Origin of the sequence: Pedobacter sp. MC2016-15 (genome assembly GCF_026239695.1) — a bacterium.
Taxonomy (GTDB): domain Bacteria; phylum Bacteroidota; class Bacteroidia; order Sphingobacteriales; family Sphingobacteriaceae; genus Pedobacter.
Window position 1 is genome coordinate 695504 of sequence record NZ_JAPIVS010000003.1, and the last position, 17851, is coordinate 713354.

10 protein-coding genes are annotated in these 17851 nt (G+C 48.4%); all 10 read left to right on the forward strand.

Annotated features, from left to right (window positions below; genetic code table 11):
• The first annotated feature begins 5 nt into the window (after positions 1–5).
• The 10 genes from OQY15_RS11970 to OQY15_RS12015 are packed head-to-tail and all read left to right on the forward strand — an operon-like array spanning position 6 to position 17761.
• Entirely contained in the window at positions 6–1538 is a 1533-nt protein-coding gene (locus tag OQY15_RS11970; RefSeq protein WP_265791970.1) for a RagB/SusD family nutrient uptake outer membrane protein, read from the forward strand.
• Positions 1539–1541: 3 nt separating this feature from the next.
• Positions 1542–5165: a DUF4450 domain-containing protein gene (locus tag OQY15_RS11975; protein WP_265791972.1), complete on the forward strand. Its 3624-nt coding sequence runs from the start codon at positions 1542–1544 to the stop codon at positions 5163–5165.
• Positions 5166–5167: 2 nt separating this feature from the next.
• Entirely contained in the window at positions 5168–6583 is a 1416-nt protein-coding gene (locus OQY15_RS11980; protein WP_265791975.1) for a glycoside hydrolase family 28 protein, read from the forward strand.
• Between the two features lie 27 nt (positions 6584–6610).
• The gene (locus tag OQY15_RS11985) at positions 6611–7399 is read left to right on the forward strand and encodes a rhamnogalacturonan acetylesterase (RefSeq protein WP_265791977.1); all 789 of its coding nucleotides are present in this window, start codon (positions 6611–6613) and stop codon (positions 7397–7399) included.
• A 4-nt stretch (positions 7400–7403) separates the two neighbouring features.
• Entirely contained in the window at positions 7404–8471 is a 1068-nt protein-coding gene (locus OQY15_RS11990; protein WP_265791980.1) for a glycoside hydrolase family protein, read from the forward strand.
• Positions 8468–10603 carry a hypothetical protein gene (locus OQY15_RS11995; protein WP_265791982.1) on the forward strand — a complete coding sequence of 712 codons (2136 nt, stop codon included), beginning with the start codon at positions 8468–8470 and terminating at the stop codon, positions 10601–10603. Before OQY15_RS11990 ends, OQY15_RS11995 begins: the two co-directional genes overlap by 4 nt.
• Entirely contained in the window at positions 10564–13521 is a 2958-nt protein-coding gene (locus tag OQY15_RS12000) for a sugar-binding domain-containing protein (protein WP_265791984.1), read from the forward strand. The genes OQY15_RS11995 and OQY15_RS12000 overlap by 40 nt, the downstream gene beginning before the upstream one ends.
• Before the next feature lie 2 nt (positions 13522–13523).
• Positions 13524–14660 carry a glycoside hydrolase family 88 protein gene (locus OQY15_RS12005; RefSeq protein WP_265791986.1) on the forward strand — a complete coding sequence of 379 codons (1137 nt, stop codon included), beginning with the start codon at positions 13524–13526 and terminating at the stop codon, positions 14658–14660.
• A gap of 1 nt (position 14661) precedes the next feature.
• Positions 14662–14970, forward strand: coding sequence for an L-rhamnose mutarotase (rhaM, locus tag OQY15_RS12010; RefSeq protein WP_265791988.1), 309 nt, complete (start codon positions 14662–14664; stop codon positions 14968–14970).
• A gap of 10 nt (positions 14971–14980) precedes the next feature.
• Complete coding sequence (locus tag OQY15_RS12015) at positions 14981–17761, forward strand: glycosyl hydrolase (RefSeq protein ID WP_265791991.1); 2781 nt, start codon at positions 14981–14983, stop codon at positions 17759–17761.
• Positions 17762–17851 lie beyond the last annotated feature (90 nt).

Consider the following 17851-nt stretch of genomic DNA (forward strand, 5'->3'; position numbering starts at 1 on the left):
AAATCATGAAGAAATTAATATATATCTTACTAGCCGGTACTACGCTGATCACTTCCTGCAAAAAATCTCTTGACCAGCAGCCGATATCAAACAATACTACTGACACTTATTTTTCTGCGCCTAACGACTTCCTGCAAGGGATCAATGCGGTGTATAATGACTTACGTACTTATCCTGACAGGTTACTGAATCTGTCGGAGACACGTTCTGACAACCTGTATGCCGTTTCTGAAGGAGGGGTGCGCGACTGGGAAGGGATCAACAGTTTCTTCAAAACCATCGCCGCCAACCCCTATGTTGAAGAAGCATGGTCGAAAGACTTTAACGGTATTTCCAGGGCTAACACCTTGCTGGATCAGCTGGCCAAAAACGGGGCTGCAGTGATTCCAGATGCCACGCTGAGAAGCAGGTATGAAGCTGAAGCAAAATTCCTGCGTGCCTTTTATTATTTCGATCTGGTGAGGACCTTTGGAAAGGTTCCTGTGATAGACCATCCGGTGCTGACCGACGAAGCCTTGAATATCCCGAGAGGTTCTGTGGCAGAAGTTTATGCACTGATTCTTTCAGATCTCCAGTTTGCTGCGGACAATCTGCCGCTGGCATCTGCCTACAGCACTGCCGACAGGGGAAGGGCATCCAAACATGCGGCAAAATCCTTGCTGGCACTGGTGTACATGACGCGCTCCGGACCCACTTACAGCATTGAAGGACCCGGACTGGGTTTAAACGAATGGAGCCTGGCAGTAGCACAGCTCAATGAGGTGATCAGCAGCGGTCAATATACTTTTGCTACCAATACAGGTACGGCAACAACAGCCTACAGCAGTATTTTTGGCTATACCAATGAAAATAACAGGGAAGTGGTTTTCAACGTTGAATTTGCTACGGGTTCTAATCCGCAGTTAGGTGCTACCTATCCATGGTTGCTGGTTCCGGATGGTTATTTTCAGTCGCTGGGTCAGCCTAATCAGGGTGGCCTTGAAATCAGGCCGGTGTCCAATAACCTGCTGAACTCGTACGAAACCGGTGATGTGCGCAAAGCTTTTACCATCCAGGCAGGTTACGCCATTCCGAGAGGAATTACCGAAACGAGATCTTTTTATAAAAAATTCATCGATATCAGCAGGGTACCGGCGTCAAGGACTGACTGGCCGATTAACTTTATTGTACTGCGCTATACAGATATCCTGCTGCTGAAAGCAGAGTGTGTATTACATGGGGCTGCCGGTTCACAGACTACGGACGTAGATGCCGTAGTAAACAATGTCCGCATCAGGGCCGGGCTTGCCGGAAACCGTGCCAATATTACACTGCCACAACTGATGGAAGAACGCAGAAAAGAGTTTGCTTCTGAAGGATCACGCTGGCATGATCTGGTACGCAGTGGTCTGGTGACTACCGTGATACCGGCATGGATTGCAGCAGACGATGTAAGAAAACAGATCCAGGCCTTTTCACCAAACTACATCATCTACCCGGTTCCACAAAGCCAGCTGGATGTGAAATCAGGTTTATACACTCAGAACGCCGGGTATTAACTCATGCTGTTCCGTCAGGAAAACTTTGGCCGGTCTTTGATCGCATTGCTCCTGTGCAGCTTAACCACGGCTGCGCAGGAGCTCTATCCTGTAAGGCTCTCCCCACAGCTCTGGCATGCTGAGCAACGCAGCTTACGCTACAGGCCTGATGGGGAGAGCTTCCTGATCCATAACGGAAGCCGGCGGTTTAACCGTGCGCTATACGGAACACATACAGCTTTCAGGGTGGAAGCAGGAGACCTCCCTGAGTTTTCTATGTACATGCCCGGTATGGGAGGAAATCTGCAGATCGGGATTGCCCGTGCCGGGAAAAGTATCTGGCTGATCAGGGCGAAAGAGATCACTGCTCGGTATACGCCAGGGAAAATGAGCTACGAGATCCAGGATCCCTTACTGGGAAAGGGTACCCTCCATCTGGAAATTCTGGCTATGGCCGCTGCCGAAGGACTGATTCTAAAAACCTGGCTGGACAGTCCCGACCAGGATATCTGCCTGATCTATGCCTTTGGAGGCGCCAGTGGCAAAAAGTTTAGCCGTTCCGGCGATATGGGTCCGGATCCCGAATCAAGTTTTTATCTCAATCCTGAAAATTGTGCAGACAATAAATATCAGCTGGAAGAGGGTTCTTTTCAGCTAAAATATGGTAAAGCAGCGGAGCTGTCGGGGGTATTCCCTGCTCAGCTTCAACTGTCCGATGCCTCAGCGCTGGCAGATCCCGCGGCTTTGTTTAAAAGCAGGAGCTCCGGAAGTTCTCTGATCAGTTCTTCCGCTGCGCTCAGGCCCGGAGAAAGTCAGTATGTCATGATCCGTGAAGGCTCGGGTTCAGTAGCTTACAGTAGCCTGGCCTCATTATTTAATGACGCAGAGGCTGCCCGTTTAAAGATCGCGGGGCGTATCAGAGTACACACACCAGACCCTTATATCAATACCATTGGCGGAGCAATCAGCATTGCTTCTGACGCCATCTGGGAGGAGCCGTCCTATCTGCACGGAGCCGTAGGCTGGAGGATGCGCCTCAATGGCTGGCGTGGCCCTTATACTGCCGATCCCCTGGGCTGGCATGACCGCGCAAGAACCCATTTTGCTGCTTATGCAAAATCGCAGGTGCTGACGCCCCCTAAGGGACCTGTGATTCCCGATACCGCATTCCACCTCGCCAGGCATCAGGAGAAAATGGGCACCTCCATGTTCAGCTCGGGCTATATCAGTCGTGACCCTGAGGGTAAATCTATACGTCCCCATCATTATGATATGAACCTGGTTTATATGGACGGACTGCTGTGGCATTTCAACTGGACGGGAGACCTGAAGTTTGCCAGGGAGATGTGGCCGGTAATTCAGCGGCATCTAGCCTGGGAAAAACGCAACTTCGATCCCGATAATGATGGGTTATACGATGCATACGCGGCCATATGGGCCAGTGATGCGCTGTATTACAGCAGTGGTGCCGTAACGCATTCCTCTGCTTATAATTATCGGGCAAACCTGATGGCAGCAAAGATCGCAGCCTTAATCGGAGAGCCTGCCGGACCCTATATAAGCGAGGCAGCAAAGATCTTGAAGGCAATGAATAACATGCTCTGGGTGCCCGGCGCGGGTACTTTCGCAGAATACAAAGACGCAATGGGATTACAACTTTTGCATCCCTCAGCGGCACTGTGGACGATCTATCACAGCATTGATTCTGCCGTTCCTGATGCATTTCAGGCATACCAGAGTTTGAGATATGTGGATCAGTCTATTCCGCACATTCCTGTGAGGGCAAGCGGTTTGGAGGAGGGTAATTATTATACCTTGTCGACCACCAGCTGGATGCCCTACACCTGGTCGCTTAATAACGTAGTGATGGCAGAATCCATGCATACTGCGCTCGCCAACTGGGAAGCAGGTAGAAATGAAGAAGGATTCAAGCTTTTTAAAAGTGAACTGCTGGCGGACATGTATCTTGGCGGAAGCCCTGGTAATTTTGTACAAATATCCCATTATGATGCCGCCAGAGGCGAAGCCTATCGGGATTTCGGTGACCCTGTGGGTATCACATCGAGGACTTTGATCGAAGGTTTATTTGGGATTGTACCCGATGCTCTTGCTAAAAGTCTGACGGTACGGCCCGGATTTCCAGCCGCCTGGAACCATGCTGCGATTACAACTCCGGATCTGGATTTTCAGTTCAAAAGAACAGGTAAAACTGATTTTTATCGCTTAAAACCATCATTTGCCATTCCACTGGCACTAAAACTACAGCTCAAAGTTCATGGCGGGGCTGTCGGCTCTCTGAAAGTCAATGGCAAAAAAGCAAACTGGACAAACATCCCGGACGCTATCGGTATGCCGATGATTGAAATTGATATACCGGATAATCCTGCAGAAAGTTACAACATTGAGATCGTCTGGAAGGGGGAGCCTTTTAAAAAGCTGAGTCTGGAGAACCAGTATGCTGAAGATGAGCAGTTAAACCTCCGGATAGCTCCAAATGTATCAATTACCGGGTTGAATGACCCGCAAAAAATATGCTCTGCGGCCAGCTTTAAAGGAAGCGCATTTACTGCAAAACTAAAGGGTACAGCAGGCAGCAGGACGGCATTTATCCGGTTAAAAATGAATGACTTCAGCTGGTGGTATCCGGTCTGTTTCGAGCTGACAAAGCCTGTCTCTTTTGTGCCAGCGGCGCAACAGGAAAAGGATAAAATGGTATTTGAGGTCGTGAATAACAAAAAGCTTCCGGTAAAGGGAGAAATTGCTGTCAATGGTTATAAAAGGCAAGTTGTACTGGCTGCAAAGGAACATTTAACAATTGCTCTCAGCGCCCGGGACCTCAATACCGGAACAAACGAAATCCGCTTTGTTTCTGCTGACAAACAAGTATTTACCGGCGAATTGATCAACTGGAATATCACACATCAGGATGTAAAACAAAGAGTTGTTGATCTCTCTGCCATGTTTAACGCCAGCGTGACCCAGATCTTCCGCAACAAGTATTTGTCGCCACGACCACAGCAGGGGCCAACCTTACAGATTCCCTGGCAGGGATTAGGCGACTGGCCTCATGCCCTTGCCGCAGCAGATATTGACGACAGTGGTTTGCGGGCACTTGCCGGAAAGACAAACGAGATCAGCCTGCCACAGGGGATTCGGTTCAGCACTCCCGGAGCAGCGGATGTTAACAACATTATCTTCAGCTCCCGCTGGGACAATTACCCTGCAGAAAAGGAAATCCCGCTGACAGGCAGGGCCGGCCATGCCTATCTGCTGATGGCAGGCTCTACCAACCCCATGCAGAGCCAGTTTGATAACGGCAAAATTATCGTTACCTACACTGACGGAAGTACAGCAGCTCTTATCTTACGGAACCCTGAAACCTGGTGGCCAATCCAGGAGGATTACTATACAGATGGCTTTGCTTTTAAGCTCAGCCAAGCCCGGCCGGTCAGGATTCAGCTCAAAACGGGGAAGATAGACATGGGATCCGCTGGTCCCTTAAAAGCGGAGCCGCAGCTGATACCCGGAGGGGCGGCTACAGTCCTGGACTTACCGCTGGATAAAACAAAAGAATTGAAAAGCCTTCGACTGGTTACCCTTGCCAATGATGTGGTAATCGGGCTGATGGGCGTAACACTAACCTTATGACAATGATGAAGACCAACAATATTTTATGCTGCTTAATCTTGCTGACAATCGGAACACTTCATGCCCAGACAAAAAATGAATGGGTTAAAAAAGTGGGCGCAAGGAAGCAGCCTGCAAAGAAGGAGATCTTCAAAGTTCCTGTAGCAACGGACAGTACCGTGTTGCATACTGCAGCCATTCAGAAAACAATCGATGACTGTGCCGCTGCGGGTGGAGGCATTGTCAGCTTTGAACCGGGAGTATATCTCACAGGCTCCGTTTTCCTGAAAGATGGGGTTCACCTGAAAATAGACAGAGGCGTGAAGCTGAAAGGAAGCCAGGATATCAGGAACTATCCGGAAACCGACAGCCGTATTGCAGGAATAGAAATGAAATGGCCCTCCGCACTGATCAACGTGATCGGCAGAAAGAATGTTGCCATCAGCGGGGATGGCGTGGTGCATGCTCAGGGAAAGGTTTTCTGGGAGATGTACTGGAAGATGCGCAAAGAGTATGAAGCCAAAGGTTTGCGATGGATCATTGATTACGATGCCAAAAGACCGCGTACGGTATTGATATCCGGCTCTGCGGATGTAACCCTGAAGGGATTGACCCTGCAGCAGGCAGGTTTCTGGACGGTGCAGGTATTGTACTCAGATCATATTACCGTGGAGGGCTTGCTCATACAGAACAACATCGACGGGCATGGGCCAAGTACCGATGGCGTTGATATTGACTCTTCTTCATGGGTGCTGGTAGAGAACTGTGATATTGACTGTAATGATGATAACTTCTGTATCAAATCCGGCAGGGACTGGGATGGTCTCCGGGTAAACCGCCCTGCAGAATATGTGGTAATCCGCAAATGTCTTGCCCGTAAGGGTGGGGGACTGGTGACGCTGGGCAGTGAAACTTCGGGCAGCATCAGGCACATTCTGGCTACAGACCTTAGGGGCAAAGGCACCAAAAATGCACTCAATATGAAGTCGGCCGTTACGAGAGGCGGTACAGTAGAGGATATTTATTTTGAAAACATCGCCATGGACAGCATAGGCACATTTTTACAGGTCAACATGAACTGGAACCCGGCATACAGTTATTCCAAATTACCCAAAGGGTATAATGAATCTACCATTCCGCTGCACTGGAAAAAGCTGCTTAAAAAAGTGGAACCCGCAAAAAAAGGAATACCGGTGTTCAGGGATGTCTACATCTCCAATATCAATATTCAGGGGGCAAAAACAGCCATCAATGCCAATGGACTTGCGCAATCCAAACTGAGGGGTTTTCATCTTAAAAATGTAACTGTCACTGCCGAAAAAGCTGGGCTCATCGATCATGCAATAGGATGGGAGTTCAACAATGTAAAGATCATCACGCCTGACCAGGGCAAACCTGAGCTAAAGGATGCTACAGATATGAATATACCCATCAATTAATATATAGTTTAGTTATTGAACATGAATATGTACTATAGAAAATATTTTGGTTTAGCAATGCTTGCCATTCTCTCTGTCTCCACGGCCTTTACAGTGCTCCAAAATAAACCGACTTTATATGTCATTGGAGATTCTACGGTGAAGAATGGATCAGGGAAAGGACTGAACAATATGTGGGGCTGGGGAGATTTTATTGGCGGCTATTTTGATCAGGACAAGATCAGGATTGAAAACCGTGCCCTGGGAGGTACGAGCAGCAGAACCTTTATCAGCAAGGGGCTGTGGGACAGTGTGCTGGTGAAACTTAAACCTGGTGATTTTGTGATGATGCAATTCGGGCATAACGATGGCAGTCCGCTGGACGATACCGCCAGGGCCCGCGGTACCATCAAAGGTACTGGTCAGGAAAGTAAGGAAATCTACAACCCGATTACCAAAAAACAGGAAGTTGTTTACGCATACGGATGGTATCTCCGCAAGTTCATCAGCGATGCAAAAGCAAAAGGAGCTACAACGATTGTTTGTTCGCCAATTCCTCGCAGCGACTGGAAGGATGGCAAGGTGCTGCGCGCAGAAAATGGGTATGCCGGTTGGGCTGAGGAAGTGGCAAAAACGGAGAACACCTGGTTTGTAGACCTCAATAAAATTACGGCTGATAAATATGACAAATTGGGCGAGGCTGCCGTAAAAGCTTATTTTCCGGGCGACCATACGCATACCAATACTGAAGGAGCGAAGATCAATGCAGCTTCTGTTGCTGAGGGATTGCAGCTGCTGAAGAAATGTCCGCTGAGGTCTTACCTGATCAAAAAATAGGCGTATGGACAGAAGAGACTTTATTTCCGGCTTAACGATGTTATCCGCTTCCAGCCTTTTTCCAGATCTGGCTTTTGCTGCTGCGGAACGCGGCGATGTATCGGAATTTTCAAAACACCTGCAGCCTGTGGGCAGGGCCATGGAAATGGAAGGTTATTATGTATGGTGCAACAGCCCCATAGAAGGAGAGGACGGGAAGATACATCTGTTTTTCTCGAGATGGGTAGCCACAAAAAAGATGGGTGGATGGATCAATGGTTCCGAAATCTGCCATGCCGTCGCTGATTCTGCGGAATCACCCTTCACCTTTAAGGAGGTGATTCTTGCTCCCCGGGGGCCGGGTTTCTGGGATGCCACAACTTGCCACAATCCCCTGATCACAAAGGTGGATGGTAAATACTGTCTCTTCTTTATGGGCAATTCCAATGGAAAGACCAATACCAAAAGGATTGGCCTCGCTACCGCGGCCTCATTAAATGGTCCCTGGAAAAGGCCGGATCAGCCTTTGCTGGAAGCGGGTGAAACAGGTGCCTGGGATGACCATTGTACGACCAATCCTGCCTTTATCAAACATCCGAACGGACAGTACTGGCTGTATTACAAATCCTGGAATACCAGTGAATACGAAAATTCAACAGATCCGCTCATCCGTGGCAACCGCAAATACGGACTGGCTATTGCGGATCAGCTGGAAGGCCCCTATAAAAAATATGCAGGTAATCCGGTGATTGATTTCTCCTCCAAAGGAGGAAATAAACAGTTTGAAGATGCCTTTATCTGGTGCGCGAAGGGCAAGTTCAGGATCATTGCCAGAGACATGGGGATATTTAACCATGAAAATGGACTGATCATGGAATCCCATGATGGCATCAGATGGGCAGCACCACAGATCGCTTATTTTGATGCTACACACTACATCACGCAGCCGCCGGCACCTTCCTACCTTAAAAAATATGGCCGTTTCGAACGTCCGCAGTTGCTCTTTCAGAAAGGTAAGGCAACCTATTTATTTACTACCTCGCAGGGAGGGAAATACATGACTGCTTCACCATTTATATTCAAAATCACATGAAGTTAAAAACAGGATTATTTGTCTTCTCTTTGCTGCTTTTTGCTGTCAGTATTCAGGCACAGAAAATAGATAGACAGGCTTTAACGGCCCGTCATAAGGTCAGGATCAACCAGATCGACTCCCTTTCTTCTCTTTCTGTGGGTAATGGTAAGTTCGCCTTCACCGTAGATGCTACAGGCTTGCAGAGCTTCCCGGAAAGTTACCGTACCGGGGTGCCATTGGGTACACAATCGGAATGGGGCTGGGATACGTTTAAAGATACCGCAAACTTCAATATCTCGGAATCTTTAAGGGATTACGATCAGTATGGCCGTAAAGTGAGTTATGTGGTGCAGATTAAAAAGCCTGAAAGAAATAAGAATGCGTCCGACTGGTTCCGCAAGAATGTACACCGCCTGCAACTGGGCTGCCTGGGTTTTGAGATTGAACTGAAGAATGGGAAACTGGCAGCAGCGGCTGATATCAAAAATATCCGGCAGGAACTCGACCTCTATAAAGGTGAAATCAGCAGTTCATTTACAGTTGAAAATGAGCGCGTAGAGGTACTTACAGTTTGTCACCAGACAGATGATCTGGTTTCGGTACGGGTTGAATCAAGTCTGATCACACAGGGCAGATTAAGGATAAAACTGCGCTTGCCCTATCCCACAGGAGAATGGTCAGATGTTGGGGATAATTTCGGTTCAGCCGATCAGCATCGCTCTGCGCTGGTATCATCCAAAGCCAATGAGGCGCTCATCAACCACCAACTGGATTCTGCAGCGTATTTTGCAGCATTACGCTGGACAGGCAGGGCATCCCTGAATACTAAAGAGAAACATGCTTTTGTGTTGCAGCCTGATAAAAGTACTAACGTGATTGAGCTTAGCGTTCTTTTTACACCTCAAAAGCCCTTGAAAGCGCTGCCTTTGTTTGTGGCCACGGAAACAAATAGTATTGCTGCCTGGAAGTCGTTCTGGCAAAGCGGGGGAGCAGTAGACCTCTCCGGTAGTACAGATCCCCGTGCCAATGAACTCGAGCGGCGTATCGTGCTGTCACAGTACCTCACTAAAATCCAGTGTGCAGGTAGCTACCCACCGCAGGAAACAGGCCTGACCTATAACAGCTGGTTTGGTAAGCCGCATCTGGAAATGACCTGGTGGCATATGTTCCACTTTGCGATGTGGGGGCGTCCGAACTTGCTTGAAAAGGGTGCCGACTGGTATTTTAAGGTCGCCACAGGGGCGAAAAAGCTGGCAGAGCGACAAGGTTTTGAAGGATTGCGCTGGCAAAAAATGACGGATAACAATGGCAATGAGAGCCCTTCCTCGGTAGGTGCACTGCTGATCTGGCAACAGCCGCATATCATCACTTTTGCAGAGATGGATTACCGCGCACACCCCAATAAAGAGACGCTGGAGAAATATAAGGATCTTGTGTTTGGTACCGCTCAGTTTATGGCTTCTTTTGCCCATTATGACCAGAAAAAGGGCCGTTATATGCTTGGGCCAGGACTGATCCCTGCACAGGAAAGGTTTAAAGCAGAGGAAACTTTCAACCCCACCTATGAATTGGCCTACTGGAACTGGGCGTTAAATACAGCACAGAGCTGGCGCGAACGTCTGGGCTTGCCGCGCGAGAAGAAATGGGATGAGGTAGTAGCAAAATTATCTCCGCTGCCCATGCAGGATGGGGTATATCTCGCGACAGAAAGTGCAAAAGACTCTTATACCAACCCCGAATTTAAAACTGACCACCCTTCAGTGCTGGGCACGTATGGCATGTTGCCGGAAACGAGCATGCTGGACAAACAGGTGATGCGCAGGACTTTTGATTTAGTCTGGAAAGTGTGGAGCTGGGATAAAACCTGGGGCTGGGATTTTCCAATGACGGCGATGTCTGCCGCGCGCCTCGGCTTACCGGAAAAAGCCATTGACGCCCTGCTGATGGATGTAAAAACCAACACGTACCTGGTCAACGGGCACAACTATCAGGATGAACGTCTGCGTCTTTACCTTCCCGGAAACGGGGGCTTACTCACCGCCGTAGCCATGATGTGTGCAGGATGGGATGGGGCGACAGAGAAGAATCCCGGATTTCCGAAAAATGGAAAATGGAACGTAAAGTGGGAAGGTTTAACCGTAATGCCTTAATTGATATGAACAAAAAAAGACCTCCATTTTATACAAGCCTGCTGACAGGAATACTGATGATGTTTTTCCTGGCTGGATCAGCGGAAGCACAGACGATTTCTCTTGCCGGAAAATGGCGTTTTAAAATAGATGCCGCAGATGAAGGTGTTGCTCATAAATGGTACAGTATACCCTTATCCGAAGAGATCAGTCTTCCGGGATCTATGGCAGAAAACCTCAAGGGCGATGACATTACCCTGGAGACCAAATGGACGGGCAGTATCTATGACAGCTCTTATTACTTTAACCCAAGGCTTTCCAAATACCGCCAGCCGGGGAATATCAAAATTCCCTTTTGGTTAACGCCCGCCAAACATTATGTAGGGCCGGCATGGTACCAGCGCGATGTGATTATTCCCCCGGGATGGAAAGGCAGAAGAATTCTGCTCGAACTGGAATACGCACATTCTGAAACAACGGTCTGGGTAGATCAGGCAGAAGCAGGTTCTCAGTATACCTTTGTCACCGCGCAGAAGTATGATCTTAGTCGCCAGCTCAGTCCGGGCAGGCACCGCATCACGATCCGAATTGACAACCGCATCAAAGCTATCAATATAGGCCAGGATTCACATAGCCTGACTGACCATACGCAGGGAAACTGGAACGGGATAGTGGGCAGGATCCAGCTTACCGCAGGCTCCCCTGTACAGTTTGAGGATATTCAGGTTTATCCTGATCTGAAAACAAAAACGGCAAAGGTGCTGATTTCACTGCGGGGACCCGACTGCACCGGGCAGGTCCGCTTAAATGCACACAGCTTTAATTCTGCTGTGAGTCACCAGGTAACTCCTGTAATTTCGGATTTCAGGATTGTCAATGGAGCAGGCCAGCTGGAGATGACATTGGCCATGGGCGACAAAATGCAGACCTGGGATGAGTTTGATCCTGCTTTATACAGATTGTCTGTAGTGCTGAGCCCCTCAACGCCAAAATCTGCCAAAAAATCTCCGGAGAAAGTGCAGACTGATGTCACCTTCGGCATGCGCGAGTTCAAAGCTTCCGGCCGTCAGTTCGAGATCAACGGACGTCCGGTGTTTTTGCGCGGTACAGTGAATAACTGTGAGTTTCCGCTTACGGGATATCCTGCAATGGATGAAGCCGCCTGGACACGGATATTCAAAATATCGAAAGCCCATGGCTTAAACCATATGCGCTTCCATTCCTGGTGCCCACCTGAAGCGGCATTCATTGCTGCCGATAAAATTGGGTTTTACCTGCAGCCGGAAGGACCAAGCTGGGCAAATCATGGTACTTCCATCGGCGACAAAAAACCTGTCGACCAGTTTATCTATGATGAAACCAACCGCATGGAAAAAGCTTTCGGCAATTACGCATCATATTGTATGCTGGCGTATGGCAATGAACCCAGGGGCAAACAGGTAGAATACCTGACAAAGTTTAATGATTACTGGAAAAAAAAAGACTCCCGGCGACTTTACACTGGTGCCTCCGTTGGTGGCAGCTGGCCGGTGATTCCAAACAACGAATACATGGTACGGGGTGGCGCAAGAGGATTAAGCTGGAATGAAAGACCCGAAAGTATCTCTGATTACAGCGCTTTGATTGCCAAATTCGACGTTCCCTTTGTGGCTCACGAGATGGGTCAGTACTGCGTTTTTCCGGATTTTAAGGAGATCAAAAAATATACCGGTGTGTACCGTGCAAAAAACTTTGAGCTTTTTCAGGAAGATCTGAAAGATCACGACATGGCTGATGAGGCCGAGCGCTTTGTGATGGCCTCGGGAAAATTACAGGCACTGGCCTACAAAAATGAAATAGAAAAAGCGTTCCGCACACCCGGTTACAGTGGTTACCAACTGCTGTCGCTGAACGACTATCCCGGGCAGGGTACGGCCCTGGTGGGTGTACTAAATGCCTTCTGGGATGAAAAGGGATATATCAGCCCTGAAGAGTTTCGTCACTTCTCCAACAGCACCGTGTTGCTGGCAAAGATTCCGAAATTCGTTTACCAGAACAATGAGGTTTTTGAAGCTGCAGCAGAGGTAGCCCATTATGGGAAAGCTGCTCTTACAGGGGCGAAGGTTTCATGGAAAATCAGCAACAGGGGCTCAGTTACACTGGCCTCGGGAACATTTGATCCGCTGGACATCCCTATCGGGAATTGCTTCCCGCTGGGGAAGATCAATTTTGATTTGTCATCCATACAAGGGGCGCAACAACTACACCTTGAGCTGCATATCGATGGTACTGAATTTGCCAACGGATGGGATTTCTGGGTATACCCGGCGAAGCTTCCCACGGTTAAAAACGATGTTTACTACTGCACAGAACTGGATAAGAAAGCTGAAGAAGTACTCAGAAAAGGTGGAAAGGTATTTTTAAACGCTGCAGGAAAAGTCATTAAGGGCAAAGAAGTGGTGCAGACCTTTCAGCCCGTATTCTGGAATACGTCCTGGTTTAAAATGAGGCCACCGCATACGCTGGGCATCCTGGTGGATCCCAAAGCTGCCGCCTTCGGGGATTTCCCTACAGATTTTCACAGTGACATGCAATGGTGGGAGATTGTAAACAATACCCAGGTGATGAACCTCGAAGACTTTCCGGCAGGCTTCAGGCCATTGGTACAATCGATAGATACCTGGTTCCTCAACAGAAAACTCGCAGTCATTTATGAAGCCAAAGTGGGCAGGGGTAAACTGCTGGTGTCCAGCGCAGACCTCTCGGCAGACAAAGGACCCGCGGCCAGGCAGTTGTTTTACAGTCTGCAGAAATATATGAAATCCGGAGCCTTTAATCCCGACACGCAGGTTGATCCTGCCCTCATTAAGGATGTGTTCCTGACAGGTTCTAAGATCGTTTTTAAAACCTACACCAAAGATAGTCCTGATGAATTAAAGCCTAAACCACCAAAACAATAATTATGAAGCACAAAATGAAACTCAATAGCACTCTTTTTCTGGCTCTGATGGTCACTGCTACGCATTCCTTTGCACAGAAAACACCGGCAAAAAAATCAGTGCTGGCAGCCATGGCATCTACCAATGCCTATTTTATGAAAAAATGGCCTGATCCGGGAACATCGATCACCACCAATACTACCCGGCCAAGTAATATCTGGACCAGGGCAGTATATTATGAAGGACTGATGGCGCTGCATACTGTTGAACCTTCAAAGGAATATTACGACTATGCCACTGAATGGGGGGTAAAACATAAATGGGGATTACGTGGCGGAGTAAGTACAAGGAATGGGGATAACCAGGCCTGCGGGCAGACCTATATCGATCTGTACAATATCGATCAACAGCCTGAGCGTATTAAGGATATCAAGGAATCGATCGATCTGATGATGAAATCCGGTAAGATTGACGACTGGACCTGGATTGATGCCTTGCAGATGGGAATGCCGGTCTTTGCTAAGCTGGGGGTCTTGTATAAAGATAATGCCTATTATGAGTACATGTATAAAATGTATATGCATACCAAAACTGCCGAAGGCGGAGGTCTCTACAACAGCAAAGACCAGTTATGGTGGCGTGATAAATCTTTTGTTCCACCATACAAAGAGCCAAATGGCGAAGACTGCTACTGGTCGCGCGGCAATGGCTGGGTCATCGCAGCATTGGTAAGAGTATTGGATATTATGCCAAAAGATGCCCCTCACCGTGATGAATATCTGAAAACCTATAAAGAAATGTTATCGGCATTATTGCCTGTTCAGCGTCCTGACGGATTCTGGAATGTGAGTCTGCATGATGCAGGAAACTTTGGTGGCAAGGAAACATCAGGAACAGCGCTTTTTGTATATGGTATGGCCTGGGGCATCAATAACGGCTTTATTGATGCCAAAGTATACAAACCCGTACTGGTAAAAGCATGGAATGCCATGATCAGAGATGCGGTGACCGAGGATGGTTCCCTGGGTTTTGTACAGGGGACAGGTAAAGAACCTAAAGACGGTCAGCCGGTAACCTTTACCAGCAGACCGGATTTCGAAGATTATGGCCTCGGTTGTTTCCTGCTGGCAGGTACAGAAGTGTATAAACTGAAAAAATAAGATGAAAGCAGCATTTAAAATGAAACTGAAGCCGGGATCTGCGGCTGAATACAAAAAGCGGCATGATGAAATCTGGCCCGAACTTGCTGCTTTGCTGAAAGCAGAGGGGCTAAGTGATTATACGATTTTTCTGGATGAAGAAACACATACCCTTTTTGCGGTACAGCAGCTGAGCGGAAAAGGCTCACAGTCGTTAGGTGAGAGGGAGATCGTTAAAAGATGGTGGGCGTATATGGCAGATATCATGGAAACAAATCCTGATCATTCACCGGTTTCGGTGCCCCTGCTGCAAGTATTTCATATGGATTGATCGATATAAAATGAGGAAAACCCTGATGATATTGTCTTTGCTCGCTGCTACAGTCAGCGTGGAAGGACAAGTAAAAAAACAAGCAACCAGCCCCTGGCCAAAGGTAGAGCAGCAAATGCGGCCCTGGACCAGATGGTGGTGGATGGGAAATGCGGTGGATGAAAAAAATCTTTCAGCTGCACTTGCTGCCTATGCTGCAGCGGGAATAGGAGGAGTAGAGATTACCCCAATATATGGAGCAAAAGGTTTTGAGGACCGGTATATCGATTTCCTGTCGCCCAAATGGATAAGCATGCTGAATTTTACGGTGAAAAAGGCAGCGGCACTGGATATGGGGGTGGATATGAATACTGGCACAGGCTGGCCCTTTGGGGGACCACAAATCACCCCGGAATTTGCTGCGTCGAAACTGGTAGTCCAGCGTTATACTATTCCTAAAGGGCAAAGCCTGTCGGAACCTCTGCTGGTACAGGACGAAAAACAAAAGAAAGCAGGTGCTGTCCTGCAGGCCGTAACTGCCTATGCCACGGATGGAGAAGTTTTCAACCTCTTCGATCAGGTAGACGCTACAGGACATCTGAACTGGTCTCCGGCAGCTGCTGATGCAGAAATTTATGCCATATTTTCTGGCAGGACCCTGCAGCAGGTGAAAAGAGCCGCGCCGGCAGGTGCAGGTTATACCCTGGATCATCTGGACAAGGCCTCTGTAGATGTATATCTGAAAAGATTTGATCAGGCTTTTGCTGGAAAATCACCGGGAATCCGGTCTTTTTTTAATGATAGTTATGAGGTGTACGGAGCCAACTGGAGTCCTGCCTTCCTCAAAGAATTCAAAAGGTTAAAGGGATATAATCTCAGCAGCCATATCAGAGAACTCACAGGTAAAGATTCTACCAGCACCGAAAGCGGCAGGCTGAAATCTGATTACCGGGAAACAATGAACCAGCTGCTGCTGGAAAACTTCACTCAGAACTGGACGGAATGGGCACACCGCTACAAGAGTAAAACCAAAAACCAGAGCCACGGTTCTCCGGGAAACCTTTTAGACCTCTATGCCACGGTGGATATTCCCGAAACGGAAACTTTTGGCTCCAGCCATTTCGATATTCCCGGACTGAGGCGCGACAAAGCGGATATCCGCAATGTAGATCCCGATCCGATGATGAGCAAGTTTGCCAGCTCTGCGGCACATACCGGTGGAAAGACACTGGTATCTTCAGAAACCTTTACCTGGCTGACAGAGCATTTTAAAACCTCCTTTTCACAGGCAAAACCCGAAGCAGAGCAGTTGTTCCTGTCGGGCATCAACCACATTTTTTATCACGGTACGACCTTTTCACCGCCCGATATCCCTTTTCCGGGATGGCTTTTTTACGCCTCCGCGAACATGGTACCCGCAAATAGTCTCTGGCCACATCTGAAGGGCATGGACGATTACTTCAGCCGTTGCCAGTCGCTCCTGCAGGCGGGCAAGTCTGACAATGAACTGCTGATCTACTGGCCGGTTTATGATGCATGGGCCAGCCCGAAGGGGCTGGATATGCCGATGAAGGTTCACGATGTGGATGAATGGCTCTACCCGACAGAATTTTACAGGCAGAGCCTGAAACTGGCGGAACTGGGGTATTCCTTTGATTTTGCATCCGACCACATACTGGCGAAGGCAAAAGCAAGTCGGGGCCAACTGCTGACCTCAGCACAGGCCAGTCCCTATCAGACGCTCATTGTGCCTGCGGCCCGCTATATGCCACTGAAAACACTGGAGGATATCCTGGCACTGGCAAAAAATGGAGCAACGGTGATCTTTCAGGAGCTGCCTGAAGATGTTCCCGGCTGGAGCAACCTGGAGCAGAACAGGGCAGCATTTAAAAGCCTGATTGCCGGTATGGGATTAAAATCCCTGAGCACTGGGCTGATGGGGAATACCTACGGAGCCGGTCAGCTGCTGCAGGCAAGGGATTTACATCAGGCACTGCAGTTCAAAAAAATTGAAGGAGAACAACTGAGCCGCACAGGATTGAAGTTTATCCGCCGGAAATTAAACGAGGGCAAATATTATTTCCTGGTGAACCATACGGCGAAAACTATTGATGAATGGATTCCATTGCAGGCAAAGGCTAAGACTATCACCATTCTGGATCCTCAGAGCGGGGATTATGGTCAGGCCCTTACACAAGATAAGGAGGGCAGAACCTGGGTGAAGGTTTGCCTGCAGCCGGGTGAAACGCTGTTCCTCCAATCAGGGACAAAAAAAGCAGATAAATCATGGGTTTATCTTTCTCAACCTGCAAAGGCATTACGACTGGATAAGGACTGGAACCTGCATTTTACGCAGGGAGGACCTGCTTTACCGGCAGATAAACACCTGGACAAACTGGTGTCCTGGACTGCACTGAATGACTCTTTAACTACTGCATTTTCGGGTAGCGGAGTGTATTCCAATACGTTCATGTTGCCGCAAAAGCTACAGCGGGAATATGTGCTTGATCTGGGCAAGGTCAATGAAAGCGCGCATGTATGGGTAAATGGCAGGGATGCCGGATTCATCTGGAGTATCCCTTTCCGGGCAAGGATAGGCAAGTTGCTGAGGCCAGGTAAAAACACTATTAAAATTGAGGTAGCCAACCTGATGGCAAACAGGATCAGGTATATGGATCAGCATCATATGCCCTGGAGAAATTATCATGAAATCAACTTCGTCAATATTAATTACAAACCCTTCGATGCTTCTGTATGGGAGCCTATGCCATCAGGACTGATCGGTCCTGTGCAGATTACAGGTTACAATTAGGGTGATATTTGGTTTACGCAATCGTTTGCGTACTTTGTGCAAAGTTTAGCTATTCCGATTTAGCTAAACTTTGTACTTTGAACAGGCAAC